Origin of the sequence: Variovorax sp. MSC1_012, from assembly GCF_023667525.1 — a bacterium.
In the GTDB taxonomy this organism is placed as follows: domain Bacteria; phylum Pseudomonadota; class Gammaproteobacteria; order Burkholderiales; family Burkholderiaceae_C; genus Variovorax; species Variovorax beijingensis_B.
Map to the genome: position 1 here is coordinate 700,168 of NZ_CM174443.1, position 22,788 is coordinate 722,955.

A 22,788-nucleotide genomic window follows, 5' to 3' on the forward strand; every position below is an offset into this window, starting at 1 on the left:
CCTTCGTTCCAAGGACATCACCATGCTCCAACGTGCCTTCCGGGGCCTGCTTCTGCTGGCCCTCTCATGCGCCGCGCAGGCTGCGCTGGCTGCTTACCCCGAGAAGCCGATCACGCTGATCGTCCCCTGGGCCGCCGGCGGCTCGACCGATATCCTGGCGCGCGCCATTGCCGAGCAGCTCGGCAAGTCGATGGGCCAGCCGGTGGTGGTCGACAACCGCGTCGGCGCTTCCGGCAACATCGGCTCCAACTTCGTCGCCAAGGCCAGGCCGGACGGCTACACGCTCCTGATCGGCTCGATGAGCACGCACGCGATGAACCCCACGCTTATGCCCGGCATGCCCTTCAAGGGCGCGGATGACTTCACGCCCATTGCGCTGGTTGCCAACGTCATCAACACGATGGTGGTCAACCCCTCGGTGCCGGCGAAGGACCTGCGCGAGTTCATCGCCTACGCCAAGGCCAACCCCGGCAAGCTGGCGTACGCCTCGGCCGGCGGCGGCTCCACCAACCACCTGAGCGCCGAGATGTTCAAGAAGGCGGCCGGCATCGACATGCTGCACGTGCCCTACAAGGGCGGCGCGCCGGCCGTGCTCGACACCGTGGGCAACCAGACCCAGGTCCTGTTCTCCGCCGGCACGCAGACGCTGCCGCACGTCAAGGCGGGCAAGCTGCGCCTGCTGGCCGTGACGGAGCCCAAGCGCTCCGCGCTGCTGCCCGACACGCCCACCGTCGCCGAGACGCTGCCCGGCTACGAGATGAGCGTGTGGTACGCCGCATTCGGACCTGCGGGCATGCCCGCCGAGCTGGTCACGCGGCTCAATGCCGAAATCAACAAGGCCCTGGCGATGCCCGAGGTGCGCACCCGCATGGATGCGATTGGCGTCGAGCTGGTGAAGAGCACACCCGAGCAGCTGGCCGCGGCGCTGCGCAGGGACACCGAGCGCTATGGCAAGGTCATCCGGGACCTCGGGATCAAGCTTGACTGAGGTGCTGTCCGCCGAAGTGTGCGAGCGACTCTGCGACGCTTTGCCGCGGGCCGCCACGGTCGATGCCGCGCTGGGGCACATCGAGTCGGCGCGCCGCGCGCTGCTCGGTCCGGGGCTGCTCACGGTGAACCTGAACGCGACAGCCCCGAACGATCCGCCCGACGAAGTGCAGCTGCAGCGCCTCTGGTCCTCCGACCCGCAGGCTTACCCGGTGGCCGGCCGCAAGCGCAAGACGCTCACGCGCTGGACGCAGCAGCTGCTGGTGCGCGCCGAGGTCTTCGTCGGTGAAGGCGAGGCGGCGCTGGCCGAGGTGTTCGACGACCATGCGCTCATTGCTGCGCTGGGCCTGCGCGCGGTGGTGAACGTGCCGCTGCTGGAAGACGGCCGATGCGCGGCCACCTTCAACGTCCTGGGCACACGCGCGCGCTGGACGCAGCAGGAGATCGCACTGGTGCGGCTGCTGGCCCTGCTGGCCACGCCATGGGTGTTGCGTGCGCGCCGCGATGCTTTGGCATCACGGCCGGGACCACCGGGCTCTCGGCCTCCCTTCACTGTGGCGTAAGTCCTAAGTCCTATAACCCTTCGCCGCGCGCAGACTCGCGCTTGCCGGTCCCCATGGCCGGCAAAGCACAAGGAGCGGCATGGCTACGCTGGACCGGATCGGCTGTCATCGCTGCGGGCGCGTTCGCCTGCACGCCGATGCGCCATGTCCGGCCTGCGGCGCGGCGCCTGCCGCGGGAGCGGCGGCAGCGGGCGCGAACGAGCCCTTCGTCGGCCGCCGCGGTGAATTGCAGCTGGCGCACGATGCGCTCGGCGGGGCGCTGGCCGGGCGCGGCCGCGTCGTCATGCTGAGCGGCGAGGCCGGCATCGGCAAGACGCGGCTGGCCCAGGAGGTGGCGACGCTGGCCCTGCGGCGCGGCATGCTGACGCTGTGGGGCCGCTGCCTCGAGGAACCCGGCGCGCCGCCCTTCCTGCCGTGGACCCGCGCGATGCAGGCCTGCCTGCGGGCCTGCCGCGACGAGCGCCTGCCCGTGCTGCTCGGCCGCGAAGCCGCCGCGGCCGTCGAGATTGCGCCCGAACTCGCCGGGCGGCTGCCCCCCGGCACCGCGGTGCCGGCGATCGGCGAGGGCGATCAGGCGCGCTTCCGGCTGTTTGCCGCGGTCGCGCATTTCTGGCGTCAGGTGGCGACGCTGCGCCCGCTGCTGCTGATCCTGGACAACCTGCACTGGGCCGACGCCTCGTCGCTGCGGCTGCTGGCCTTCATCGCCCAGGATGTCGGCGAATCCCGCATCCTGCTGCTCGGCTCCTACCGCGAGGCCGGCCTGTCGCGCCAGCATCCGCTGGCGGCCACCCTGGCCGAGCTGCTGAACACCCGGCAGTTCTGCCGCCTGCCGCTGCAGGGCCTGAGCCTCGACGAAACCGAGCGGATGGTCGCCGCGGCCAGCGCCGTGACGCCGCCGCCCGCCGTGATTGCGACCATGCATCGCCGCACCGAGGGCAATCCGCTGTACCTGGTCGAGACGCTGCGCTTTCTGCACCAGGGGCACTGCGGCAACGACCCGCACGCCACCGCGGCGCGGGCCGAGACGGTGCCGAGCGGCATCCGCGCGGTGATCGGCCGGCGGCTCGACCAGCTCTCGGCGCCGTGCTGCGAACTGCTTGCGATCGCAGCGTGCATCGGCCGCGACTTCGACCTGCCGCTCCTGGCCGAGCTGGCCGGCACCGGCAGCGAGGCCGCGCTGCTGGGCAGGCTCGACGAGGCGCTGGCGCAGCGCGTCATCGAGCTCGTGCTGCCCGGGCCGCAGTACCAGTTCAGCCACGCGCTGATCCGCGAGGTGCTCTACGACGAGCTGCCAGCGGCGCGCCGCGTCGCGCTGCACGCGCGCATCGCCGAGTCGCTCGAGGCGCGCCACGCGGGGGGGCTCGACGCGGTGCTGGCACAGCTTGCCTACCACGCGGCCGCGGCCCTGCCCGCGGGCAACGCGGCGCGCGCGCTGGACATCGCGCAGCAGGCCGCCGCGCGGGCCGTGGCGCTGATGGCCTACGAAGAGGCCCTGCGCTGCTACCGCCTCGCGCTGCAACTGCAGGAACGCTGGCTGCCGGCCGAGCGTGCGCGGCATGGCGCGCTGCTGCTGGCGCTCGGTGCGGTGCAGACGCACGCCGGCGAGAACGACGCCAGTGCCGCCACCTTCCTGGAAGCGGCCACGCTGGCGCGGTCGCTCGGCGACGCGGACCTGTTCGCGCAGGCGGCGCTCGGCTTCGAGAACAACGGCTGGCGCATCAGCCGCCCGGGCGAGCAGGCGGTGGCGTTGCTCGAGGAAGCGCTGGCGTCATCGGACAGTTTCGACGCCGCGCTGCGGGTCGACCTGCTGGCCGCGCTGTGCCGCGCCTGCATCTTCTGCGGCCGCCAGCCGCAGGCCAACGCGGCGCAGCGCCAGGCGGTTGCGCTGGCGCGCGGGTTGGCGATGCCGCAGCCGCTGTTCAAGGCGCTGGCGGCGATCCTGCCGGCGCGCGCCGATCCCACCCAGCTCGACGAGCGCCTGCGCTGTGCGCGCGAGGCACTCGAAGTGGCCGAGCGTGCCGGCCACATGGAGTGGGTCGACGCGCTGACCGGCTGGTACTTCGGCGACCTGGTCGAGAAAGGCGAACTCGGCGCGGCGCGTCCGCTGGCGCAGGTCCATGCGCGGGTGGCGGACGCGATCCGCCAGCCCTTCATGCAGGCCATGGGGCTGGCCAGCCTCACATTGCTCGCCGCCTACGAGGGCCGCTTCGCGGATGCCGAGCGACTGGCCGGCGAGACCTTCACGATCGGGCAGCGCTTCCTGCCCGGCAACGCGCAAGGCGCCTACAGCCTGCAGATATTCGTGCTGCGGCGGCACCAGGGCCGCCTTGGCGAGGTACTGCCGGTGCTGCGCGGCCTGGTCGGCAGCGTGCCGCGCGACAGCCTCTGGCAGCCCGGCCTCGCGCTGATCTGCGCCGAGCTCGACCTGCACGAGCCGGCCCGCGAGGCCTACGAGACGCTCGCGGCCGATGGCTTTGCCGGCATTGCGCGCGACGGCATGTGGCTGACCAACATCGTCTTTGCGGCCGAGGTCTGCGCCCGCCTCGGCGACCGGCCGCGCGCGGCGCTGCTGTACCGGCTGCTCGCGCCCTATGCCGGCCGCAACGTGGTGACCGGCACCAACATCGCCTGCTTCGGCGCCGTGGACCGCTACCGGGGCATGCTGGCCGCGCTGGCCGGCGACGATGCGAACGCCGCGGCGCATCTGCAGGCCGCGGTCGCCCTGGACGAGCGCTGCGGCGGCCGCCCCTGGCTCGCGCACAGCCGCTTCGAATGGGGGCGCTGGCTGGCCGCGCGCGGCGATGCAGCGGCCGCGAGCATGCAGCTCGATGCGGCACTCGCACTCGGCCGCGAACTGGGCATGGCCAGCCTGGCGCGGCGCTGCGAGGCACTGCAGCGCGAACTGGCAGGCGCCGGCGCGGCGCCGTCCGCATCCCCCGAGGGCCTGAGCCGGCGCGAGCTCGCCGTGCTGCGGCTGCTCTGCGCCGGCTGCAGCAACCAGGCGATCGCCGAGCGACTGTTCATCAGCCCGCACACGGTGGCACACCATGTGCGTCACATCCTTTCGAAGACCGACTGCCGCAGCCGTACCGAAGCCGCGGCCTGGGCGCACCGCCACCACGTCGCGGCCGAGGGCCTGGAGCAATCCTGATCGCCGTGGCGGCCCGGCGCGAAATGGTCAATTCGGGCGATGCGTGGCCGCGCGCCCAGGCCTAACTTCGGGTCTCGGGCTCGGCGCCGCCGGGCCCTCAACCCGAAGGAGTGCGCCCCATGCCCGCAACCCTGTACGAACGACTTGGCGGAGAGGAGCGCATCCAGCGGCTCGTCACCGACGTCGTCGAGAACCACTACTCCAACCCGCTCATCCGTTCGCGCTTTGCGAACAGCAACCGCGCCGAGGTCGAGCGCCACGTGGTCGAGTTCCTCTGCTCCGGCAGCGGCGGCCCGCAGTGCTACACCGGCAAGGACCTGGTGTCGGCCCACAAGGGCATGAACATCAGCGAGCAGGAGCTGGTCGCCGCAATGGACGACATCGTCGCGGCCATGACCAAGAACGGCTACGACCAGGCCGAGAAGAACGAGGTGGTCGCGATCCTCTATTCGCTGAAGGGCGACGTGGTGCGGCTGTAGACGAAGCCGCAGCTCTCGCTCGCGCCCCCGGCGGCGCTTCGCCGGTGACACGGAAGGAAAGGAACCTCCCCATGACACGCCAACCATTTGCCGCCTGGGCGATCGGCGCCGCCCTGATCGCGGGCCTCGTCACCAGCTGGGCCCAGTCCGGCGACCACCGGATGATCTCGCCCGCCGACCTCAAATGGGCCGATGTTCCGTCGCTCCCGCCTGGTGCGAAGCTCGCGGTGATCGAAGGCCCCATGAGCGAGGCCGTGCCCTTCACGGTGCGCATCAAGGTGCCGGCCAACTACCGGATCCCGTCGCACTGGCATCCGGCCGTCGAGCGGGTGACCGTGCTCTCGGGCACCTTCCACATGGGCCTGGGCGACAAGCTCGACATGCAGAAGTCGATGCCGGTGGTTGCGGGCGGCATGATGATCCTGCAGGCCAAGACGCCGCACTTCGCCTGGACCAGCGAGGAAACCGTGGTGCAGCTGCACGGCACCGGCCCCTGGGGCGTCACCTACGTCAATCCGGCGGACGACCCGCGGGCGAAGTGAACTTCAGGCCGACATGAGGTCGGCCGGCAGCGGCGGCGGGCGCAGCTCGCCGACCTCGACCACCACATCGGCCGGCAGTCCGTTGCGCCGCGCCGCCTCGCGGATCGGCTCGATGCCGGGCGCTTCGTACAGGCAGTACGTCTTCTTCTTGTCGGCGCTGAGGAACGAATACAGCCAGCGCACGCCCACGTCGTCGTTGACGCGGATGATGCCGGCCGCGGCCTCGGGCGAGACCTCGAGTTGATCCGCAAAATTGCGCTCGATCAGATAGAGAGGCATGGCGGCTCCTTCGTCGTGAGGAAATGCCATCGTAGTACGGCGGGCCGCAAAAACCTAAGATGTGCCCTTCATGGACACATCTTCCGACAACCCGGCGCGCCCTCGGATCTACCTTGCCGGCCCCGACGTCTTTCGCCCCGACGCCAGGGAGCACTTCGTGCGGCTCGCGGCAGCTTGCGAGGCGCTGGGGCTGGCGGCCCTGCTGCCGGCCGACGGCAACGAGGAGCCGGGTGCACAGCCGCCGGAAATGCAGATCTATCAGGCCAACATGCAGCGCCTTCGCGGCGCCGACGGCGTGGTGGCCAACCTCGCGTGCTTCCGCGGCCTGGAGCCCGATTCGGGCACGGTGTTCGAGGTGGGCGCCGCGGTGGCGCTGCAGATTCCGGTCGTGGCCTACGGCGTGCCCGCGGGCAGCTATGCGGACCGCGCCCGCTCGGCGCTGCAGTGCGCGCCCGATGCGGCCGGGGTGCTGCGCGAGAGCAGCAGCGGCATCGCGGTCGAGGACTTCGGGCAGCCGCTGAACCTCATGCTGGCCTGCTCGATCCACATGGCGCCGACGCCGGAAGCGGCGCTGCAGAAGATGGCGGAACTGCTCGCCGCGCCCGCGCGCTGAGCCGACCGGGGAAGGGCGCCGCGGCTACTTCGCCGCAACCTGTTCCACCGGTGCCACCAGGTGCTCGAGCATGCGCCGCGCATTGAGCGGCAGCTCCTGCGACGAGCGCACGCATGCCATCAGCGTGCGCTCGGCCCAGGCGTCGCCGAGCGCGGCGCGCGCGATCTTCATCGAGCGGGCGCAGCGTTCGGCCGCCGTCTGCGGCACGATGCCCACGCCGATGCCGTGCTCCACCATGCGGCACACGGCCTCGAAGTTGCCCACGCGCACGCGGTAAGCCAGGTGCTTGCCGAGTGCGCGGGCATGCTGCGTGAGCAGCAGCTGCAGCGCGCTGTCGGCGGGCAGGCCGACGAATTCGCTGTCGATCACCTCGGCCAGCATCACGCGCCGCCGGCCGGCCAGCGCATGGCCGCGCGGCATCACCAGCACCAGGTCGTCGCGGCGGAACGGATGGCATTCGAGGCCTTCGGTGTCGATGGCGTCCGAGACGATGCCGATGTCGCACCGGCCGCCGCGCAGCGCGTCGACCGTGTCCGGACTGGGGCGCTCCTCGAGATCGACCGAGATGCGCGGATGCTGCATGAGAAAGCGGCTCAGCACCTCGGGCAGGTGCTCGGTCAGTGCCGAGGTGCCGCACATGAAGCGCACATGGCCCTTGAGGCCCTGGCCATATTCGCCGAGCTCGCCGCGCAGGCGCTCCATCTGCTGCAGCACGACGCGTGCATGGTGCAGCAGCGTACGGCCGGCCTCGGTGGGGCGTACGCCCTGCGCATGGCGCGTGAGCAGCGGGCTGCCGAGGGCGTCTTCCATGCCGCGCACGCGCTGGCTGGCCGAAGCGAGCGTCATGTGCGAGCGCGCCGCGCCGGCCGTGAGGCTGCCGGCCTCGACCACGTGGAGAAAAAGCCGCAGGTCGGTGAGATCGAATCGCATGGTCCGCAAGGTAGCACGCGAGCCTCAGCGTGTGCCTGAGGCCGGCTGCGCGAATGCCGCATTTCCAGGCGTGGCGCCGGCCGGCAGACTGCGCCGCAATGACGATTTCGAATGATCTTGCAACAGGCCACTGGGCGGCGGTCACCCTGGTGTTTCTCTTGGCCGGCGTGGTCAAGGGCGTGATCGGGCTCGGTCTGCCGACGGTGTCGATGGCGCTGCTCGCGCTCTGGATGCCGCCGGTGCGCGCGGCGGCGCTGCTGATCGCGCCTTCGCTCGTCACCAACCTCTGGCAGACCGGGCCGCGCGCGAGCTTCTGGGCGGTGCTGCGCCGCATCGGCGGCATGCAGGCGGGCATCGCGGCGGGCACCCTGGGCGGCGCACTGTGGCTCGGCGTGCCGGCGGGCACCTGGGCCTCGGTGGCGCTGGGCGTGGCGCTGGTGGCCTATGCGCTCTGGGGCCTCACGGGGCGGCAGTTGCAGGTGCCCGCGGCGCACGAGTGCTGGCTCGGGCCGGTGGTGGGCGCCGCCACCGGATTGGTCACGGCGGTGACCGGCGTGTTCGTGGTGCCGGCCGTGCCCTATCTGCAGGCCCTGGGCTTCCAGCGCGATACGCTGATCCAGGCGATGGGTATCTCGTTCACCACCTCGACCGTGGTGCTCGCCATCGGACTCGCGGGCAACGGCGGCTATCCGATGGCGGCGGTGGGGGGATCGCTCGCCATGCTCGTGCCGGCCATCGGCGGCATGGCGATCGGCACCTGGCTGCGCAAGCGGCTGCCGGTGGCGGTGTTCAGGCGCTGCTTCCTGGCCGGGCTGGCGCTGCTGGGGCTCTACATGGTGGTTCGCGCGCTGGCGTGAACCCGACGGGACTTACGCTGCGAGCAGGGCCGCGCGAACGCGCTCGATGGCCTGCTGGTAGGGCAGGGTGAAGTTGGCCGTGTCGTCGCCGGCCGCCAGCCAGCTGAACGAGAACACCAGGCCGTCTTCCTCGGGACTGCCCATGGCCACGTGGTCGAAGGTTTCGGGCAGCGGGCCATCGGCGCGCATCAGGAACAGATGCCACAGCTGGGGGTGGCGCAGCGTATTGCCCTCGATGCCGGCTTCGCAGTCGCGCTGCAGGGTGCCGAGCGGCTGCAGCTCTCCGACGTGGTTGATGCCCGATTCCTCCAGCAACTCGCGGCGCACCGCCACCTCGGGCGATTCGCCGGGCTCGATGGTGCCCTTGGGCAGCTGCATGTTGCCGTCGCCGGGGTGGCGGAACACCAGCAGCCGGCCCCTGGCGTCGACCAGGCAGGCGCAGGCCTTCAGGATCGGGCTGGTGTGGCCGCTGCTGCTGTCGTTCATCAGGCGTTCGCGAGGGCGGCCTTGACGGCGGCGCTCACCTGGCCCATGTCGGCCTTGCCCGCGAGGCGGGTCTTGACCGCGCCCATCACCTTGCCCATGTCGCCGGGACCCTTGGCGCCCAGCTCGGCCACGATGGCCTTCACTTCGGCGGCCACCTCGTCGGCGCTCATGCGCTGCGGCAGGTAGACCTCGAGCACCTTGATCTCGGCCGATTCCTTATCGGCCAGGTCGGTGCGGCCGCCGGTGGTGAACGCGGCGATCGAGTCCTTGCGCTGCTTGACCATCTTGTCGACGATGGCAACGACCATGGCGTCGTCGAGTTCCACGCGCTCGTCGACTTCCTTCTGCTTCAGCGCAGCCAGCAGCAGGCGGATGGTGCCCAGGCGCTCCGAGTCCTTGGCGCGCATCGCGGTCTTCATGTCTTCGGTGATCTGTTCTTTGAGTGTCATTCAGCACAACCTTTCGGAAAAAACAAAAGCCGCGGCAGGTTTCCCTGGCGCGGCTGAGGCAACGGAGCGCTGGCGGTGACTTTCGTCGACGGCCGGGCCCGGGTGTTGCTTAGTACAGCTTCTTGGGCAGCTGCATGCTGCGCACGCGCTTGTAGTGGCGCTTGACGGCGGCTGCCTTCTTGCGCTTGCGCTCGGCGGTCGGCTTTTCGTAGAACTCGCGGGCACGCAGGTCGGTCAGCAGGCCGAGCTTTTCGATGGTGCGCTTGAAGCGGCGCAGGGCGACGTCGAAAGGCTCGTTTTCTTTAACGCGGATGGTGGTCATTGATGAATCGTTGAACTGAATTTGGCCTGGGGAGATCGAGGCCCCAAGCCGGGGTTCCTCAACTGAAAAATTTTTGCGGCCGTTGAGGGAAGGCCAAAGTTAGCCCGCGATTATAGCGCGGTTGCGCACGCATGTGCACTCGCCCAGGCCCATTGGAAGTTGTATCCGCCCAACCAGCCCGTCACATCGACCACTTCGCCGATGAAATACAGGCCCGGCTGTTTCGATTCCATGGTCTGGGAGGACAGATCGCGGGTGTCGACGCCGCCGGCCGTGACTTCGGCCTTCTTGTAACCCTCGGTGCCGCTGGGGGTGATCTGCCAGCGGGCAATGCGCTCGGAAAGCGCCGCCAGGGCCTTGTCGGCAGCCTCGTTGACGGGGCGCTGCAGGGCCGGGTCCTGCCCGACCCAGGCATCCGCCAGCCGGGAGGGCACGAGCGCGGCCAGTTCGTTGGCGATGCGCTTCTTCGAGCGCAGCTTGGCTGCGCCCAGGGCTTCGGCCACGTCCACGCCGGGCGCGAAGTCGAGCGTGAGCGGGCTGCCGGGCTTCCAGTAGCTCGAAATCTGCAGCACGGCCGGGCCCGACAGGCCGCGGTGGGTGAACAGCAGGTCTTCGAGGAAGGCCATCCTTTCTTTCTTGGCGCCGGTTTCGATGCGCACCGGCAACGCCAGCCCGGCCAGTCCGGCATACGGCGCCCAGGCTTCGCCGCCGAAGGTCAGCGGTACCAGGGCCGGGCGCGGCGTGACGACGCGCAGGCCGAACTGCTCGGCCAGGCGGTAGCCGAAATCGCTGGCGCCGATCTGCGGAATCGACAGGCCGCCGGTGGCGACCACCAGCCTGGGCGTTTCGATGGGACCCTTGGTGCTATCGATCTGGTAGCTGCCTGCGCCGCTTGTATCGGCTCCGGAAGCCGAAAACACGATCTTTCCGAGCCTGCACGGCTGCCAGCGCGTGACATGGCCCGCATCGCACTCCGCCAGCAGCATGTCGATGATCTGCTGCGAGGAGCCGTCGCAGAACAGCTGGCCCTTGTGCTTCTCGTGGAAGGCGATGCCGTGCTTCTGCACCAGCTCGATGAACTGCTGCGGCGCATAGCGCGACAGCGCCGAGCGGCAGAAATTCGGGTTGTCGCCGATGAAGTGGCGTTGCGGCGCGCGCACGTCGAGGTCGCGGTTGGTGAAATTGGCGCGCCCGCCGCCCGAGATGCGGATTTTTTCCGCGATCTTTTCACTGTGGTCGACCAGCAGCACCTTGAGCCCGCGCTGCCCGGCCAATGCCGCGCAGAACAGGCCCGCGGCACCGGCGCCGACCACGACGGCGTCGAAAAAATGAACCGGAGAAGAATTGCTCAAGGCGGTCAGGGGCCGTCCGCGGCAAGCAGCGGCGGCGGGTTGTATTTGAGGTGGCCCACGTAGCGCAGCGGCTGCGTGGCGGCAATCGAGGGCACGTCGCCCTCGCGCATGTGCAGCAGGTCGGCCGGGCTGACCCAGCGCGGGTCGGCGTCGGTGATCGGCAGGCCGGCCCGCCGGTAGGCCTCGAGCACGAACTGCGAGCAGAAGAACTGGTCGTCGCGGCTCGCGCCCAGTTGCACCATGGCCATGCCGCTGATGCAGTAGTGGCTGACGGCGGAAGGAATGAGCGGCAGCTCGCACAGGCGCCGGTTCAGCACGAAGGGCGCATTCAGCAGCACGCCGGTGGTGTTGTAGCGGATGCCCACCTGCGAGTTGGCCCAGGTACGCAGTTTCTGGGCCCCCGAGTCATCGAGCCCGGGCACCCGGAAGGCCACGACCATCTGCTCTTCGTCCACCACGTCGGCCAGCGGCCGCGCGCGCACGCCGCTGCCCACCGCCTCGGCGATCAGGCCGTCGCCTAAATAAAGCACGGCGTGGCTCACGGGCGAGAAGGTGCCCAGCCGGATGCCGAAGGAATTGACGGTGGCGATGGAGGTCAGCAGGATGTCGCCGGGCTGCAGCGCGTCGGCGGCAATGAGCTCGCCGCCGTTGCCGGGCGCGATGACCGAGCTCTGCACGCGCAGGCGCAGCCCCGCGTCTTTCGACGGCAGGTCGACGCGGGTGGCGCAGGCCGACAGCAGCAGCAATGCGGCAGCGCCGAGCGCCGCCGCGCGGAGGTGGCGCCGCATCATCCCTTCCAGACGAAAGGAAACTTCAACTGCTTGAAGAAGCCGTTGGGCACGTAGTCGCCGAGCACGCCGTATTTCTCGGGCCAGAGCTTGGTGCTCTTCACCGCGGTGCCGAAGAGATAGTCGAGAAAGGCGTAGTGCGCCGAATAGTTCTTGTCGAGCGCCTCCACGTCCTGGCTGTGGTGCCAGTGGTGGAAGTTGGGCGTGACGACGATGTAGCGCAGCGGCCCGAGCCGCACGCTCACGTTGCAGTGGTTGAACACCGCCTGGAAGCCCACCACCACGATGTACGCGTCGATCACTTCCTTGGAGAAGCCCAGCACGTAGATCGGCGCCAGCACCAGCGTGCGCGTGATCAGCAGCTCGAGGATGTGCTGGCGCGAGCCGGCCATCCAGTCCATGCTCTTCACGCTGTGGTGCACCGCGTGCAGGCGCCACAGCACCGGCACCTCGTGGTAGGCGCGGTGGGTCCAGTACTGCACCAGGTCGGCCACCAGGACGATCAGCAGCAGCCCGGCCCAGAACGGCAGGCCGCCCACCCAGCCGCGCACGCCGTCGTTGGCGGCCCAGCCGAAGAACTTGTGCACCATCAGGTTGGTGGCCAGCAGGACGAAGCCCACGATCATGTGGTTGACCACGAAATGGTGGAAGTCGGTCTGCCATTCGGCGCGGAACACCGGCTGGTCCTTGCGCAGCGCGAACAGCTTCTCGATGAAGATGAAGATCAGCGAGGAGCCCAGCAGGTCGAGGATGAACCAGTCAAGGCCGATGTAGGGCGTGTTGTCGGCAAAGTCGTTCACCGGCACCTTGTGCCCGCCCAGCAGCGCGGCCGCGGCCACCAGCAGGAAGGCGGCCGAAGAGAGCCAGCGCGAGCGGTTGAAGATGATGTTCACCAGCGCCAGCCCGCCCGAGACCACCATGGCTGCCAGCAGGATGAAGCGCATTACGTCGACGTTGTAGCTCTTGCGCAGCTCGGGCGTCGTGAGGTATTGGGGAAAGTGGAAGGCCAGCACGCCGAGGAAGCACAGGATGCCCAGGCTCAGCGCGATGGTTCCGGTGACGAGGCCGCGGCCGCGCTGCAGTTCGCCGTGGGTCTGGGTGAATTCGTTGAGTTTGTCGATGTCCAGCATTGCCCGCCTCTCTCTCGCTCGTGTTGTGTCTTGTTGGGCGCGATTTTAGGCGGCTGTAGGAAAACTCTCACGTCGGCCGAACGGCCAGGCATGGCCATGCCGTCCGGGCCTCAGCGCGGCCGCACGGCGCGCCGGCGCAGCAGCGCAGCCGTGCCCAGCGCCACGGCCATGACCAGCAGCGACACGACGGTGGTCACCGTCCCCAGCGCATAGATGGAAGGCGTCGTGACGGTCGAGGTCAGGCCCTGCAGTTCAAGCGGCAGCGTGTTGACGTCGCCGATGGCCTGCGAGGTGCGGGCGATCTCGTCCCACGACAGCGTGAAGCCGAACATGCCGATGCCCACGATCGACGGGCCGATCAGCGGCAGCACCACGAAGCGGAAGGTCTGCCACGGCGTGGCGCCGAGGTCGCGCGCGGCTTCCTCGAAGGCCGGGTTGAAGCGGTTGAACACCGCGAACATGATGAGCAGGCCGAAGGGCAGGGTCCAGGTCAGGTGCGCGCCGAGCGCGGAACTGAACAGGCCGAGCGCGGTGCCGTAGCCTTCGAGCAGCGTGGTGGCGTCCACCGCCGTGAGCACGCTCTTGATGCCGGTGTCGAGCAGCCGGAACTGCAGGCCGATACCGAGCGAGATGATGATCGACGGCATGATCAGGCTTGCCACCGTGACGAAGAACAGGGCGTTGCTGCCCGCGAGCTTCTTGCGGAACGCGAGCCCGGCCAGCACCGACAGCACCACGGTGAAGCCCATGACCACCGCGCCCAGCGCCAGCGAACGTCGGAAGGCCGCGCCGATGTCGACGGTGCCCAGGCCCTCGGCCAGCTTGTGGAACCAGTGCAGCGAGACGCCGCGCAGCGGAAATGTCAGCCCGCCTTCGGGGCCCTGGAAGCTCAGGATGAAGATCGTGATCATCGGGCCGTAGAGGAACAGCACGAACAGGCTGAATACCGTGGCCAGGGGCCAGAAGCCGGGGGCGCGTTGTTCTCCGATGCGTTGGGTCATTTGTGTTTTTCCTTCAGGGCGTGTGCCGAGAACATCGGGTACTCCCCTCCGCGAATGTCCCCCGCCTTCGGCTCCTCCTTTATTTCGCTGCGGGGAGCACCCGATGCTCTCGGCACCGGGCACGCTGTTGGTTTGCGGCCGATCAACCAGCGCTGCGAATAACGCTCACGCCGATGGGGTGCCTTGCGCAGCGAAATCAAGGAGGAGCCCGAAGGGCGGGGGACATTCGCTTCGCCGCGTACCCCGTCGGCGGGAGCGCGCCCTGAACAGCGCACAACGCGGCGAGCAGAAAAACAAGGTCCCATTCAGAGCTCCTTGCGAATATCGACGAGCCGGGTGAGACCCCAGATGATCATCAGCACCACCGCCAGCAGGATCATCGCGTTGGCCGCGGCCAGAGGAAACTGCAGGTAGGAGGTCTGCACCTGGATGATCTTGCCGATCGATGCGATCTGCTGCCCGCCCATCACGCCGATGGTGACGAAGTCGCCCATCACGATCGTGATGACGAAGATCGAGCCGATCAAAATGCCGGTGCGCGACAGCGGCACCACCACGTTCCAGAGCGTCTGCCAGCCCGAGGCGCCCGCGTCGCTGGCCGCTTCGAGCAGCGAGCGGTCGATGCGCATCATGCTGTTGAAGATCGGCACGATCATGAACATCGTGTAGAGATGCACGAAGGCGAGCACCACCGAGAAATTGGAGAACAGCAGCCACTCGACCGGCTGGTTGACGACGCCCAGGCCCATCAGCGCCTGGTTCACCAGCCCGTTGCGGCCCAGGAGCGGCACCCACGAGATCATGCGGATCACGTTGGAAGTCCAGAAGGGCACCGTGCACAGCACGAACAGCGCCGTCTGCATGCCCGGCGATCGCACGTGGAACGCGAGAAAGTAGGCCACCGAAAAACCGAGCAGCAGCGTGATGCCCCACACCAGCAGGCAGAACTTGAAGGTGCTCAGATAGGTGTTGAGCGTGACGCACAGGTCGCCGTTGTCGGTCAGATGCGAACAGCCCTCGAACAGGCTCAGGTAGTTGCGCAGCGTGACGGCCGGGATCAGCTCGTACTCATTGAAGTTCCACAGGCTGACCATTGCGACCAGCGCCAGCGGAACCAAAAAGAACAGCAGGAACACCAGCGCGAACGGCGCGGCCTGCCACCACGCTTTCACGGCGTGAACGGACGGGCTGGGCGCGTGGGCGCTGGCGGTGGGGGCGCTCACGAGGTCAGGCCGCGACGAACTCGTTCCACTTTCTGACCATGTACTCGTTCTCGTCCATGACGGCGTTCCAGCAGGCAATGCCGCCCATGCGCTGCTCGTAGCTGCCGCCGTCGCGCACCGCGCCGGCCTTCGCCAGCAGGTCGCCGTTCGGGCCCTTGATGTCTTGCGTGGCGGCCTTGCCTTCCATCCAGTAGGCCCATTCGTAGGCTTCCATCCTGGCCTTGGCGGTGTCGAGCACGGCGCTGTAGTAGCCCTGGCGGTTCAGGTAGGCGCCGGCCCAGCCGTCGAGGAACCAGTTGATGAATTCATAAGCGCCGTCGAGCTTCTTGCCCGAGAGCGTGGCCGGCAGGCCGAAGCCGGCGGCCCAGGCGCGGTAGCCTTCCTTGAGCGGCTGGAAGTTGCAGGCGATGCCCTTGGTGCGCACGGCAGTGACGGCCGGCGACCACATCGACTGGATCACCACCTCGCCCGAAGCCATCAGGTTGACCGACTCGTTGAAGTCCTTCCACAGCGCGCGGAACTGGCCGGCCTTCTTGGCTTCGATCAGGGTCTTGATCGTGAGGTCGATCTCGGCCTTGGTCATGTTGCCCTTGTCCTTGTACTTGTGGATGCCCTTGGCCTCCACCACCATCGCCGCGTCCATGATGCCGATCGACGGAATGTTCAGGATTGCGGCCTTGCCCTTGAACTCGGGGTTCAGCAGTTCGGCCCAGGAGCCGATGGGCCGCTTGATCAGGTCGGGACGGATGCCCAGCGTGTCGGCGTTGTAGACCGTGGGAATGAGCGACATGAACTGTGTCGGCGCAGTCGCGAACTTCTTGGACTTCTCGCCTTCGAGATAGATCACCTTCTTGGGCGCGGTGCCCTGGTCGCCCACGGCCTTGCCGGCGACTTCGCCCTTGGTGAAGAGCGTGGTGATCTTGTCCGCGTTCTTGATCTTCTTCGTGTCGATGCCCTTCAGGTTGCCGGTGGGCACGATCTTCTTGAGCGAGAAGAACTCGGTGTCGATCAGGTCGAAGCTGTTGGGCGCGGTGACGGCGCGCTTGGTCACGTCGTCGGTGGTCACGGCCACGTACTGGATCTCGATGCCGGTGTCGGCCTTGAACTTCTCGGCGATGGCCTTGTCCTGGTTCACCGCCGTGCCCAGGTAGCGCAGCACGATCTTTTCCTGCGCATGCACGAAGGGCGCGATGCCCGTGGCCAGGATGCCGGCGGTGCCTTGCAGCAGGGTGCGGCGCTGGAGGCCGGTGGACGAGTCGATGGGGTCGGTCATGGAAGAGTCTCCGTGGAAAAAATCAGGGGAAGGGACGTGAAGGGCAAACGCGAATGCAGGCAATGCACCAACGGCCGCGCCCTCACAGCGGCATGCTCGCGAGCGCGGCCAGGTCGTCGCGCGCGAGGCTGCTGCTGTTGCCGGCCGGTTCCGGCGCACGCTCGGCGGGTGGCTTGGCGCCGGGGCCGAGCACGCGTGCATCGGCCTCGGCCCAGGACAGGCGCACCGCATCGCCAGGCGCATGCGGACTCGCAAGAAAGGCGGCCTCGCCCAGCAGCACCGAGACGCTGCCGCGGCCGGGCGCGGCGTCCTGCAGCGCGAGGCCGAGCAGCACGTAAGTGCCCTGGTACTCGACGTCGGTGACCGTGGCGGCAAGGCCGCCGCTCGCATCGCCACGGGCGATCTTCATGTGGTCGTTGCGCACGGCGACCGGGCCGGCGGGCGTGTCGAACACGTTGTGGCCGCCCATGAAGCGCGCCACGAACTCGGTCGCCGGATGGTTGTAGACCTGGTGCGGCGAGCCGACCTGCTCGATCACGCCGTGGTTCATGACCACCATGGTGTCGGCCAATGCCATCGCTTCTTCCTGCGAGTGCGTGACGTGGACGAAGGTCAGCCCCAGTTCCTTCTGCCAGCGCCGCAGCTCGGCGCGCATCTGGATGCGCAGGAACGGATCGAGCGCCGACAGCGGCTCGTCGAGCAGCAGTACGCGCGGTTCGGTGATGAGCGCACGCGCGAGCGCCACGCGCTGCTGCTGGCCGCCGGAGAGTTCGCCGGGCTTGCGCCCGGCCAGGTGGCCCATCGCCACGCGCTCGAGCAGCTCGCGCGCGCGCTGCTGGCGCTCGGCCTTGCCGACGCCCTTCATCTTGAGGCTGAAGGCCACGTTGTCGAGCGCCGAAAGATGCGGGAACAGCGCGAAGCTCTGGAACATCATCGCGGTGCCGCGCGCGGCCGCGGGCAGGTTGGTGATGTTGCGGTTGTCCAGCAGGATGTCGCCGCTCGTGACCGACTCGTGGCCCGCGATCATGCGCAGCGTGGTGCTCTTGCCGCAGCCCGACGGGCCCAGCAGGCAGCAGTAGCTGCCGCTCGCGATGCGCAGGTCGATCCGGTCGACGGCGGCGGGCGTGCCCGCGGCATAGCGCTTGCTGAGCGCGACGACCTCGACGGCGGCGGGCGGGGGCGCGATGGCGGCGGTCATCGATGGGCCCCGGGTGCGGGAAATGATCGGAAGGCGAGCATGCTGGCGTTAAGCACGCTCCATGCCACGTTGGCGGTTCAAGGGCCCATGGCCCCGCCGCGAAATCCCCGGAAGCCTAGGTGCCGAAGCGGTTCGCGTCGGCCGGCAGCGCCGCCGCGGCCAATCCGCGCAGCACGTCGCCCACCACGATCACCGCGGGGCTCGCGATGCCGGCTTCGGCAATGCCGGCCTGCAGCCTGTCGAGCGTGGTCGCAACGTGGCGCTGGTGCGGCAGGCTCGCGTGCTGCACCACGGCCACGGGCGTGTCGCCGGGCAGGCCGTGCAGCAGTTCGCGTTCGATGTGGCCGGCGCCCGCCACGCCCATGTAGATCACGAGCGTGAGCCGCGCGCTGTGCGCGGTGGCGGCCAGGGCGCGCCAGTCGGTCGGATCTTCGGCCGCGCCGGCGCCCGTCTTGGCGTGGCCCGTGACGAACACCACGCCCTGCGCATGGTCGCGGTGGGTCAGCGGCACGCCCAGCGAGGTGACGGCCGCGAGGCCGGCCGTGATGCCGTTGACCACCGTGCATTCGATGCCGGCTTCGCGCAGGTGCTCGACCTCTTCGCCGCCACGGCCGAAGATGAAGGGGTCGCCGCCCTTGAGGCGGACCACGGTTTCGCCTTCGCGCACCGCGGTGATCATGAGCCGTTCGATGAAGGCCTGCGGCGTGCTCTTGCAGCCGCCGCGCTTGCCCACGTGCACGATGCGCGCATCGGGCCGCGCATACGACGCCAGGATGCTCTCGCTCACGAGGTCGTCCACCAGCAGCACGGTCGCGGCCTGGATCGCCTTGACGGCCTTGATGGTGAGCAGTTCGGGGTCGCCGGGGCCGGCGCCCACCAGCGTGCAGCTTCCGGCGGCGGATGAAGAAGTGGCTTTGGTCATGCGTGGGATGCCAGTTGCGTGATGTGCCTCACCTGCGTGGCGATGGCTTCAGGCACGGGAAGCTCGCCATTCAGTACGCGCCGCGTGTATTCGGCCGTGGTCGCGACGTCGATCTCCTTCGGCAGGCCCGGCACTTCGCTTGCCGTGCCGCTTTCCTGGGCCTGCAGTTCGCTGCGCACGCCGCGCACGAAGCCGTCGATCTGCGCGGTGCGGCGCGGGTCTGAAACGACCTCGCCCTCCAGGCCGCGCGAGAGCAGGGCGGTCATGCCCATGAGCTCGAAGGTCTCGCCCATGGTGCGCGCGTATTCCGGATGCGTGTAGCTAGCCACGACCACGCAGGGGCCGGTGGTTGGCTGCATCAGCTTGACCACGCTGTGGCCGGGGTTGCGCAGGCCGACCACGCGGCGCACGTCGAGCAGCCGCTTGAGCGCGGGGTTGAGCAGTTCGGTCGGCGCAAAGCCCACCTCGCCGGACGGGATTTTCCGGATCGCCGAAAGCGCGGGCACGTCCAGGGCCTCCAGCACGTTCGACGCCAGCACGCGCGAGGTCTCGGTGGCGCTGCCGTGCACCAGCACCGGCAGGCCTTCGCGGGCCAGCAGCAGCGCCAGCAACGGCGTGAGCACCGGCAGCCGGCGCGCGCCGTTGTAGCTCGGCAGCACGATGAGCGGGCGGTCGGCGGCGGGCAGGTGGTTGAGCCGCGCATGGGTGGCATCGAGGAAGCCGGCCATCTCCTCGGGCGTTTCGCCCTTGATGCGCATGGCAAGGCAAAAGCCGCCGATCTCCAGGTCGGTGACGGTGCCGTCCAGCACCTGGCCGAACAGGTCCGTGGCCTGTTCGCGCGTGAGCGGCTTGGCGCCTCGCGCGCCGCGGCCGATTTCCTTGATGTATTGGCTGATTCCCATGGGTGCGCCGATTGTCCCGCAATGCTTATGCCGGAATGCAAGTCGGCTTATGCACCCTCGGCCACGGTCTCGGCGGGCGTTGCGCGCACCATGCGCTTGAGTTCGGGCAGGCAGGAGCCGCAGTTGGTGCCGCATTTCAGCGCACCCTGCAGCGCGGCCAGGCGTTCGTCGGGCGTGCCGGTGCAGCGGCCCAGCTCGGCCTGGATCGCCAGATCGGTCACGTTGAAGCAGGTGCAGACCGGATGTCCGCGCGATTGCACCGCCACCGGCGCGCGCGCGCCCGGCGACAGCAGCAGCCGGCCGTAGCTCTGCGCCGGAATCTCCTCACGCAGCAGGGTGCCGATCCAGGCTTCGGCGCTGGTGTCGCCGCCCAGCAGGAAGGCTTCGAGGCCGGCGTTGCCGTCGGCGCGCCGCAGCAGCCGCGCCACGCGGCGCTGGCCGCGCCGGCGGTCGGCGTAGCGCAGGGCATCGCTGCCGCGCAGGCCGAGCAGGCCTTCGATGCGGTCGATGGTTTCGTCGGCCGGCGCATCGTGCGCGGCGGCGCGGAACAGGATGCCGCTGCGCTCCTCGCCAGGCGTGTTGCCCGAGAACGGCACGCAGGTGGCAAACGGAAACATCGCCATCATCGGCTTGAGCGCCTGGTGCGCGGCCAGCGCGGCGTCGGGCGGCAGCCAGGCCATGGCCAGCAGCGACCACGGCAGCTCGGCCTTGAGGATCTTGACCGGAGTGTGCTTGAGCTCGGGCTGCTTCGAGGTGGGGCAGTAGGCCGAAGTGGTCAGCGCATTGATGCCGGCCAGCGGCGTGCCGGTCGACGAGCAGCCGCTCAGGTATTCCTCGCCCCAGTGCATGGCGACGAAGGCCTGGCTCAGGCCGATCTCGGCGCTGGCCTGCACAGGCAGCAGGATCGAGCCGCGCTTGGAGGTCAGGTGCACGAGGTCGCCGTCCTTCAGCTGGCGGCGCGCCATGTCCTGCGCATTCATCTGCACGAGCGGCTCGGCCACGTGGCCGAACAGGCGGCCGACGGTGCCGGTGCGGCTCATGCCGTGCCACTGGTCGCGCAGGCGCCCCGTGTTGAGCGAGAACGGATAGCGCGCCTCGCGCGCCTCGGCCACCGGCTTGTAGACCGTGTCGACGAAGCGCGCGCGGCCGTCCGGCGTGGGGAAGACGCCGTCTTGATAGAGGCGTGCGCGGCCGGTGGCTTCGCCTTCCTTCAGCGGCCATTGCTGCGGCCCCGCGCGGTCGAGCATCGCGTAGCTCATGCCGGTGATGTCGAGGTCGCGCCCGCGCGTGGATTCGCGGTGCTCGTTCCACACCCGTTCGGCGCTGTCATAGGGAAACAGCGTGGTGCTGCGGCCGAGCCGCTGTTCGAGCCGGCGCGCGAAGTCCACGGCAATCGACCAGTCGTGCCGCGCCTCGCCGGGCGCCGCCACCGCGGGGCGCACGCGCGAGATACGGCGTTCGCTGTTGGTCACGGTGCCTTCCTTTTCGCCCCAGGTGGTGGCGGGCAGCAGCAGGTCGGCGAAGGCGCAGGTGGCGGTGGTCGAAAAAGCCTCCTGCACCACCACGAATTCGGCGCGCTCGAGGCCGCGGCGCACCGTGGCCTGGTCGGGCATCGACTGCGCGGGGTTGGTGCAGGCGATCCACAGCGCGCGGATCTCGCCGTCGGCCGCGGCCTGGAACATCTCGACCGCGGTCTTGCCGGGCTTTTCGGGCACGGAGGGCACGTTCCACAGCGCCGCCACTTCGGCCCGGTGCGCGGGATTGGCCAGGTCGCGGTGCGCGCTCAGCAGGTTGGCCAGGCCGCCCACTTCGCGCCCGCCCATCGCATTGGGCTGGCCGGTCAGCGAGAACGGGCCGGCACCGGGCTTGCCGATCTGGCCGGTGGCAAGGTGCAGGTTGATCAGCGCCGCATTTTTCGCGGTGCCGCTCGACGACTGGTTGAGGCCCTGGCAGTAGAGGCTCAGCGTGGCGGCGGAGGTGGCGAACAGGCGCGCCGCGGCGAGCAGGTCGTCCTTCGAGATGCCGCAGATCTGCGCCACCTTGTCGGGCGTGCATTCGCGCACCGTGGTCTTCAGCGCATCGAAGCCGCTGGTGTGGGCCGCGATGTAGCCGTTGTCGGTCCAGCCCTCCCACAGCATCAGGTGCAGCATGCCATTGAACAGCATGACGTCGGTGCCGGGCTGGATCGGCAGGAACAGGTCGGCGATTTCCACCGTGTCGGTGCGGCGCGGATCGGCCACGATGATCTTCAGCCCGGGGTTCGCGGCCTTCGCATCCTCGATGCGGCGAAACAGGATGGGGTGCGCCCACGCGGCATTGCTGCCCACGATGAAAAGGCATTGCGCATGCTTGAGGTCGTCATAGCAGGCCGGCGGCGCGTCGGCACCCAGCGTCTGCTTGTAGCCGGCCACCGCGCTGCTCATGCACAGGCGCGAGTTGGTGTCGATGTTGTTGGTGCCGATCAGGCCCTTGGCGAGCTTGTTGAAGACGTAGTAGTCCTCGGTGAGCAGCTGGCCCGAGACATAGAAGCCCACGGCGTCGGGGCCGTGGGCGCGGATGACCTGGGCGAACTTGTCGACCGCCGTGTCGAGCGCGCCGTTCCAGCCGATGGCTTCGGGCGTGGCGCCGCGCTCGGCGCGCCGCATCGGCTGCAGCAGCCGGGTCTGGCGCGTGACCGTGGCCGTGGCCGTCAGATGCAGCGTCGAGCCCTTGGTGCACAGGCGCCCGAAGTTGGCCGGATGGTCCGGGTCGCCGCGCACGCCGGTGATCTGCGCGCCATCGGATTCGATGACAACGCCGCAGCCGACGCCGCAATAGGGGCAAGTGGAGCGAGTCTCAGCCATGGATCGATGCCTCGGTTTCGCGCCTAGCTGCCGTGCGGCGCCTGCACGTCGAAGCTCTCGTCGCCCAGCTTGCCGGCCGTTGCGGCACCTGGGCCGGCGCGCGGCGGCGCCAGGTCGAGCGCGTGCGTCTTCAGTTCGACGATGTTCATCATGACCTGGTCATCCTCAAGCCTCACCGCAAACTTGGGCGTGCACCCCTCATCGGGCGACTTGGCGCAGCCGTCATCGAGCCCGATGGCCCAGTTGTGCAGCGGGCAGGCCACGCTGGTGCCGAACACGATGCCCTGGCTCAAGGGCCCGCCCTTGTGCGGGCAGCGGTCCAGCAGCGCGAACACCTGGTCCTCGGCATTGCGGAACACCGCCACATCCACCCCCACCGGCCGCGCCACGCGGCGCGCCCCCAGCACCGGGATGTCCTCGACGCGGCAGATCACCTGCCATTCGTTGGGGTTGTTGGTGGTGGTGTTGTTGCTGTTGTTGCTCATGGGTTGTTTCTCC

General features: G+C 69.0%; 23 protein-coding genes. 7 read left to right on the plus strand and 16 right to left on the minus strand.

The window, feature by feature from the left end; genetic code table 11:
• The first annotated feature begins 22 nt into the window (after window positions 1-22).
• The 5 genes from L1081_RS03235 (at window position 23) to L1081_RS03255 (ending at window position 5,722) form a co-directional block, all read left to right on the plus strand.
• Complete coding sequence (locus L1081_RS03235) at window positions 23-988, plus strand: tripartite tricarboxylate transporter substrate-binding protein (protein WP_489415168.1); 966 nt, start codon at window positions 23-25, stop codon at window positions 986-988.
• Window position 989: 1 nt separating this feature from the next.
• A complete protein-coding gene (locus L1081_RS03240; protein WP_489416855.1) occupies window positions 990-1,550 on the plus strand; it encodes a GAF domain-containing protein in 561 nt (186 codons plus the stop codon).
• A 79-nt stretch (window positions 1,551-1,629) separates the two neighbouring features.
• The gene (locus L1081_RS03245; protein ID WP_489415169.1) at window positions 1,630-4,701 is read left to right on the plus strand and encodes an AAA family ATPase; all 3,072 of its coding nucleotides are present in this window, start codon (window positions 1,630-1,632) and stop codon (window positions 4,699-4,701) included.
• Between the two features lie 119 nt (window positions 4,702-4,820).
• Window positions 4,821-5,180: a group I truncated hemoglobin gene (locus L1081_RS03250; protein ID WP_012748643.1), complete on the plus strand. Its 360-nt coding sequence runs from the start codon at window positions 4,821-4,823 to the stop codon at window positions 5,178-5,180.
• 71 nt (window positions 5,181-5,251) lie between these two features.
• Window positions 5,252-5,722 carry a cupin domain-containing protein gene (locus L1081_RS03255; protein ID WP_489415170.1) on the plus strand — a complete coding sequence of 157 codons (471 nt, stop codon included), beginning with the start codon at window positions 5,252-5,254 and terminating at the stop codon, window positions 5,720-5,722.
• Between the two features lie 3 nt (window positions 5,723-5,725).
• Here the strand turns inward: L1081_RS03255 and L1081_RS03260 are convergent, their stop codons facing one another.
• Complete coding sequence (locus tag L1081_RS03260) at window positions 5,726-6,001, minus strand: DUF4242 domain-containing protein (protein ID WP_124961781.1); 276 nt, start codon at window positions 5,999-6,001, stop codon at window positions 5,726-5,728.
• Window positions 6,002-6,071: 70 nt separating this feature from the next.
• On the opposite strand from L1081_RS03260, the gene L1081_RS03265 reads away from it, so the two are divergent.
• On the plus strand, window positions 6,072-6,614 hold the full coding sequence (locus L1081_RS03265) for a nucleoside 2-deoxyribosyltransferase (protein ID WP_489415171.1): 543 nt from the start codon (window positions 6,072-6,074) through the stop codon (window positions 6,612-6,614).
• A gap of 24 nt (window positions 6,615-6,638) precedes the next feature.
• On the opposite strand, the gene L1081_RS03270 is transcribed toward L1081_RS03265, so the two are convergent.
• Window positions 6,639-7,544 carry a LysR substrate-binding domain-containing protein gene (locus tag L1081_RS03270; protein ID WP_489415172.1) on the minus strand — a complete coding sequence of 302 codons (906 nt, stop codon included), beginning with the start codon at window positions 7,542-7,544 and terminating at the stop codon, window positions 6,639-6,641.
• 98 nt (window positions 7,545-7,642) lie between these two features.
• Between L1081_RS03270 and L1081_RS03275 the strand changes: the two genes are divergently transcribed.
• Window positions 7,643-8,401 carry a TSUP family transporter gene (locus L1081_RS03275; RefSeq protein WP_489415173.1) on the plus strand — a complete coding sequence of 253 codons (759 nt, stop codon included), beginning with the start codon at window positions 7,643-7,645 and terminating at the stop codon, window positions 8,399-8,401.
• A gap of 12 nt (window positions 8,402-8,413) precedes the next feature.
• Here the strand turns inward: L1081_RS03275 and L1081_RS03280 are convergent, their stop codons facing one another.
• From L1081_RS03280 to nirD, 14 genes are all read right to left on the minus strand, one after another.
• Window positions 8,414-8,887, minus strand: a complete 474-nt coding sequence (locus tag L1081_RS03280; protein ID WP_489415174.1) for an NUDIX domain-containing protein — start codon at window positions 8,885-8,887, stop codon at window positions 8,414-8,416.
• The gene (locus L1081_RS03285; RefSeq protein WP_319438699.1) at window positions 8,887-9,336 is read right to left on the minus strand and encodes a GatB/YqeY domain-containing protein; all 450 of its coding nucleotides are present in this window, start codon (window positions 9,334-9,336) and stop codon (window positions 8,887-8,889) included. Before L1081_RS03285 ends, L1081_RS03280 begins: the two co-directional genes overlap by 1 nt.
• A gap of 109 nt (window positions 9,337-9,445) precedes the next feature.
• Window positions 9,446-9,658 carry a 30S ribosomal protein S21 gene (rpsU, locus tag L1081_RS03290; protein ID WP_007833691.1) on the minus strand — a complete coding sequence of 71 codons (213 nt, stop codon included), beginning with the start codon at window positions 9,656-9,658 and terminating at the stop codon, window positions 9,446-9,448.
• Window positions 9,659-9,768: 110 nt separating this feature from the next.
• Window positions 9,769-11,010, minus strand: coding sequence for an aminoacetone oxidase family FAD-binding enzyme (locus tag L1081_RS03295; protein WP_489415175.1), 1,242 nt, complete (start codon window positions 11,008-11,010; stop codon window positions 9,769-9,771).
• 5 nt (window positions 11,011-11,015) lie between these two features.
• The gene (locus L1081_RS03300; protein ID WP_489415176.1) at window positions 11,016-11,801 is read right to left on the minus strand and encodes a YaeF family permuted papain-like enzyme; all 786 of its coding nucleotides are present in this window, start codon (window positions 11,799-11,801) and stop codon (window positions 11,016-11,018) included.
• The gene (locus tag L1081_RS03305) at window positions 11,798-12,928 is read right to left on the minus strand and encodes a sterol desaturase family protein (RefSeq protein WP_489415177.1); all 1,131 of its coding nucleotides are present in this window, start codon (window positions 12,926-12,928) and stop codon (window positions 11,798-11,800) included. Before L1081_RS03305 ends, L1081_RS03300 begins: the two co-directional genes overlap by 4 nt.
• 110 nt (window positions 12,929-13,038) lie before the next feature.
• Window positions 13,039-13,929 carry an ABC transporter permease subunit gene (locus L1081_RS03310; protein WP_489415178.1) on the minus strand — a complete coding sequence of 297 codons (891 nt, stop codon included), beginning with the start codon at window positions 13,927-13,929 and terminating at the stop codon, window positions 13,039-13,041.
• A 305-nt stretch (window positions 13,930-14,234) separates the two neighbouring features.
• A complete protein-coding gene (locus L1081_RS03315) occupies window positions 14,235-15,152 on the minus strand; it encodes an ABC transporter permease subunit (RefSeq protein WP_489415179.1) in 918 nt (305 codons plus the stop codon).
• A 4-nt stretch (window positions 15,153-15,156) separates the two neighbouring features.
• Window positions 15,157-16,425 carry an extracellular solute-binding protein gene (locus tag L1081_RS03320; RefSeq protein ID WP_489415180.1) on the minus strand — a complete coding sequence of 423 codons (1,269 nt, stop codon included), beginning with the start codon at window positions 16,423-16,425 and terminating at the stop codon, window positions 15,157-15,159.
• Between the two features lie 82 nt (window positions 16,426-16,507).
• A complete protein-coding gene (locus L1081_RS03325) occupies window positions 16,508-17,623 on the minus strand; it encodes an ATP-binding cassette domain-containing protein (protein WP_489415181.1) in 1,116 nt (371 codons plus the stop codon).
• A 115-nt stretch (window positions 17,624-17,738) separates the two neighbouring features.
• Window positions 17,739-18,545 carry a uroporphyrinogen-III C-methyltransferase gene (gene cobA / locus L1081_RS03330; RefSeq protein ID WP_489415182.1) on the minus strand — a complete coding sequence of 269 codons (807 nt, stop codon included), beginning with the start codon at window positions 18,543-18,545 and terminating at the stop codon, window positions 17,739-17,741.
• Window positions 18,542-19,447: a DNA-binding protein YbiB gene (gene ybiB / locus L1081_RS03335; RefSeq protein WP_489415183.1), complete on the minus strand. Its 906-nt coding sequence runs from the start codon at window positions 19,445-19,447 to the stop codon at window positions 18,542-18,544. Before ybiB ends, cobA begins: the two co-directional genes overlap by 4 nt.
• Before the next feature lie 47 nt (window positions 19,448-19,494).
• Window positions 19,495-22,290: a molybdopterin-dependent oxidoreductase gene (locus L1081_RS03340; RefSeq protein WP_489415184.1), complete on the minus strand. Its 2,796-nt coding sequence runs from the start codon at window positions 22,288-22,290 to the stop codon at window positions 19,495-19,497.
• Window positions 22,291-22,313: 23 nt separating this feature from the next.
• Window positions 22,314-22,775 carry a nitrite reductase small subunit NirD gene (nirD, locus tag L1081_RS03345; protein WP_489415185.1) on the minus strand — a complete coding sequence of 154 codons (462 nt, stop codon included), beginning with the start codon at window positions 22,773-22,775 and terminating at the stop codon, window positions 22,314-22,316.
• Between the last annotated feature and the right edge of the window lie 13 nt (window positions 22,776-22,788).

Bases quoted from the DNA above. Each gene is read 5' to 3' on its own strand.
- cobA (WP_489415182.1), bottom strand. From the start codon at position 18,545: ATGACCAAAGCCACTTCTTCATCCGCCGCCGGAAGCTGCACGCTGGTG.
- L1081_RS03260 (WP_124961781.1), bottom strand. From the start codon at position 6,001: ATGCCTCTCTATCTGATCGAGCGCAATTTTGCGGATCAACTCGAGGTC.
- L1081_RS03265 (WP_489415171.1), top strand. From the start codon at position 6,072: ATGGACACATCTTCCGACAACCCGGCGCGCCCTCGGATCTACCTTGCC.
- L1081_RS03300 (WP_489415176.1), bottom strand. From the start codon at position 11,801: ATGATGCGGCGCCACCTCCGCGCGGCGGCGCTCGGCGCTGCCGCATTG.
- L1081_RS03340 (WP_489415184.1), bottom strand. From the start codon at position 22,290: ATGGCTGAGACTCGCTCCACTTGCCCCTATTGCGGCGTCGGCTGCGGC.
- L1081_RS03235 (WP_489415168.1), top strand. From the start codon at position 23: ATGCTCCAACGTGCCTTCCGGGGCCTGCTTCTGCTGGCCCTCTCATGC.
- L1081_RS03310 (WP_489415178.1), bottom strand. From the start codon at position 13,929: ATGACCCAACGCATCGGAGAACAACGCGCCCCCGGCTTCTGGCCCCTG.
- L1081_RS03305 (WP_489415177.1), bottom strand. From the start codon at position 12,928: ATGCTGGACATCGACAAACTCAACGAATTCACCCAGACCCACGGCGAA.
- ybiB (WP_489415183.1), bottom strand. From the start codon at position 19,447: ATGGGAATCAGCCAATACATCAAGGAAATCGGCCGCGGCGCGCGAGGC.
- L1081_RS03285 (WP_319438699.1), bottom strand. From the start codon at position 9,336: ATGACACTCAAAGAACAGATCACCGAAGACATGAAGACCGCGATGCGC.
- L1081_RS03245 (WP_489415169.1), top strand. From the start codon at position 1,630: ATGGCTACGCTGGACCGGATCGGCTGTCATCGCTGCGGGCGCGTTCGC.
- L1081_RS03275 (WP_489415173.1), top strand. From the start codon at position 7,643: ATGACGATTTCGAATGATCTTGCAACAGGCCACTGGGCGGCGGTCACC.
- L1081_RS03320 (WP_489415180.1), bottom strand. From the start codon at position 16,425: ATGACCGACCCCATCGACTCGTCCACCGGCCTCCAGCGCCGCACCCTG.
- rpsU (WP_007833691.1), bottom strand. From the start codon at position 9,658: ATGACCACCATCCGCGTTAAAGAAAACGAGCCTTTCGACGTCGCCCTG.
- nirD (WP_489415185.1), bottom strand. From the start codon at position 22,775: ATGAGCAACAACAGCAACAACACCACCACCAACAACCCCAACGAATGG.
- L1081_RS03255 (WP_489415170.1), top strand. From the start codon at position 5,252: ATGACACGCCAACCATTTGCCGCCTGGGCGATCGGCGCCGCCCTGATC.
- L1081_RS03280 (WP_489415174.1), bottom strand. From the start codon at position 8,887: ATGAACGACAGCAGCAGCGGCCACACCAGCCCGATCCTGAAGGCCTGC.
- L1081_RS03325 (WP_489415181.1), bottom strand. From the start codon at position 17,623: ATGACCGCCGCCATCGCGCCCCCGCCCGCCGCCGTCGAGGTCGTCGCG.
- L1081_RS03250 (WP_012748643.1), top strand. From the start codon at position 4,821: ATGCCCGCAACCCTGTACGAACGACTTGGCGGAGAGGAGCGCATCCAG.
- L1081_RS03270 (WP_489415172.1), bottom strand. From the start codon at position 7,544: ATGCGATTCGATCTCACCGACCTGCGGCTTTTTCTCCACGTGGTCGAG.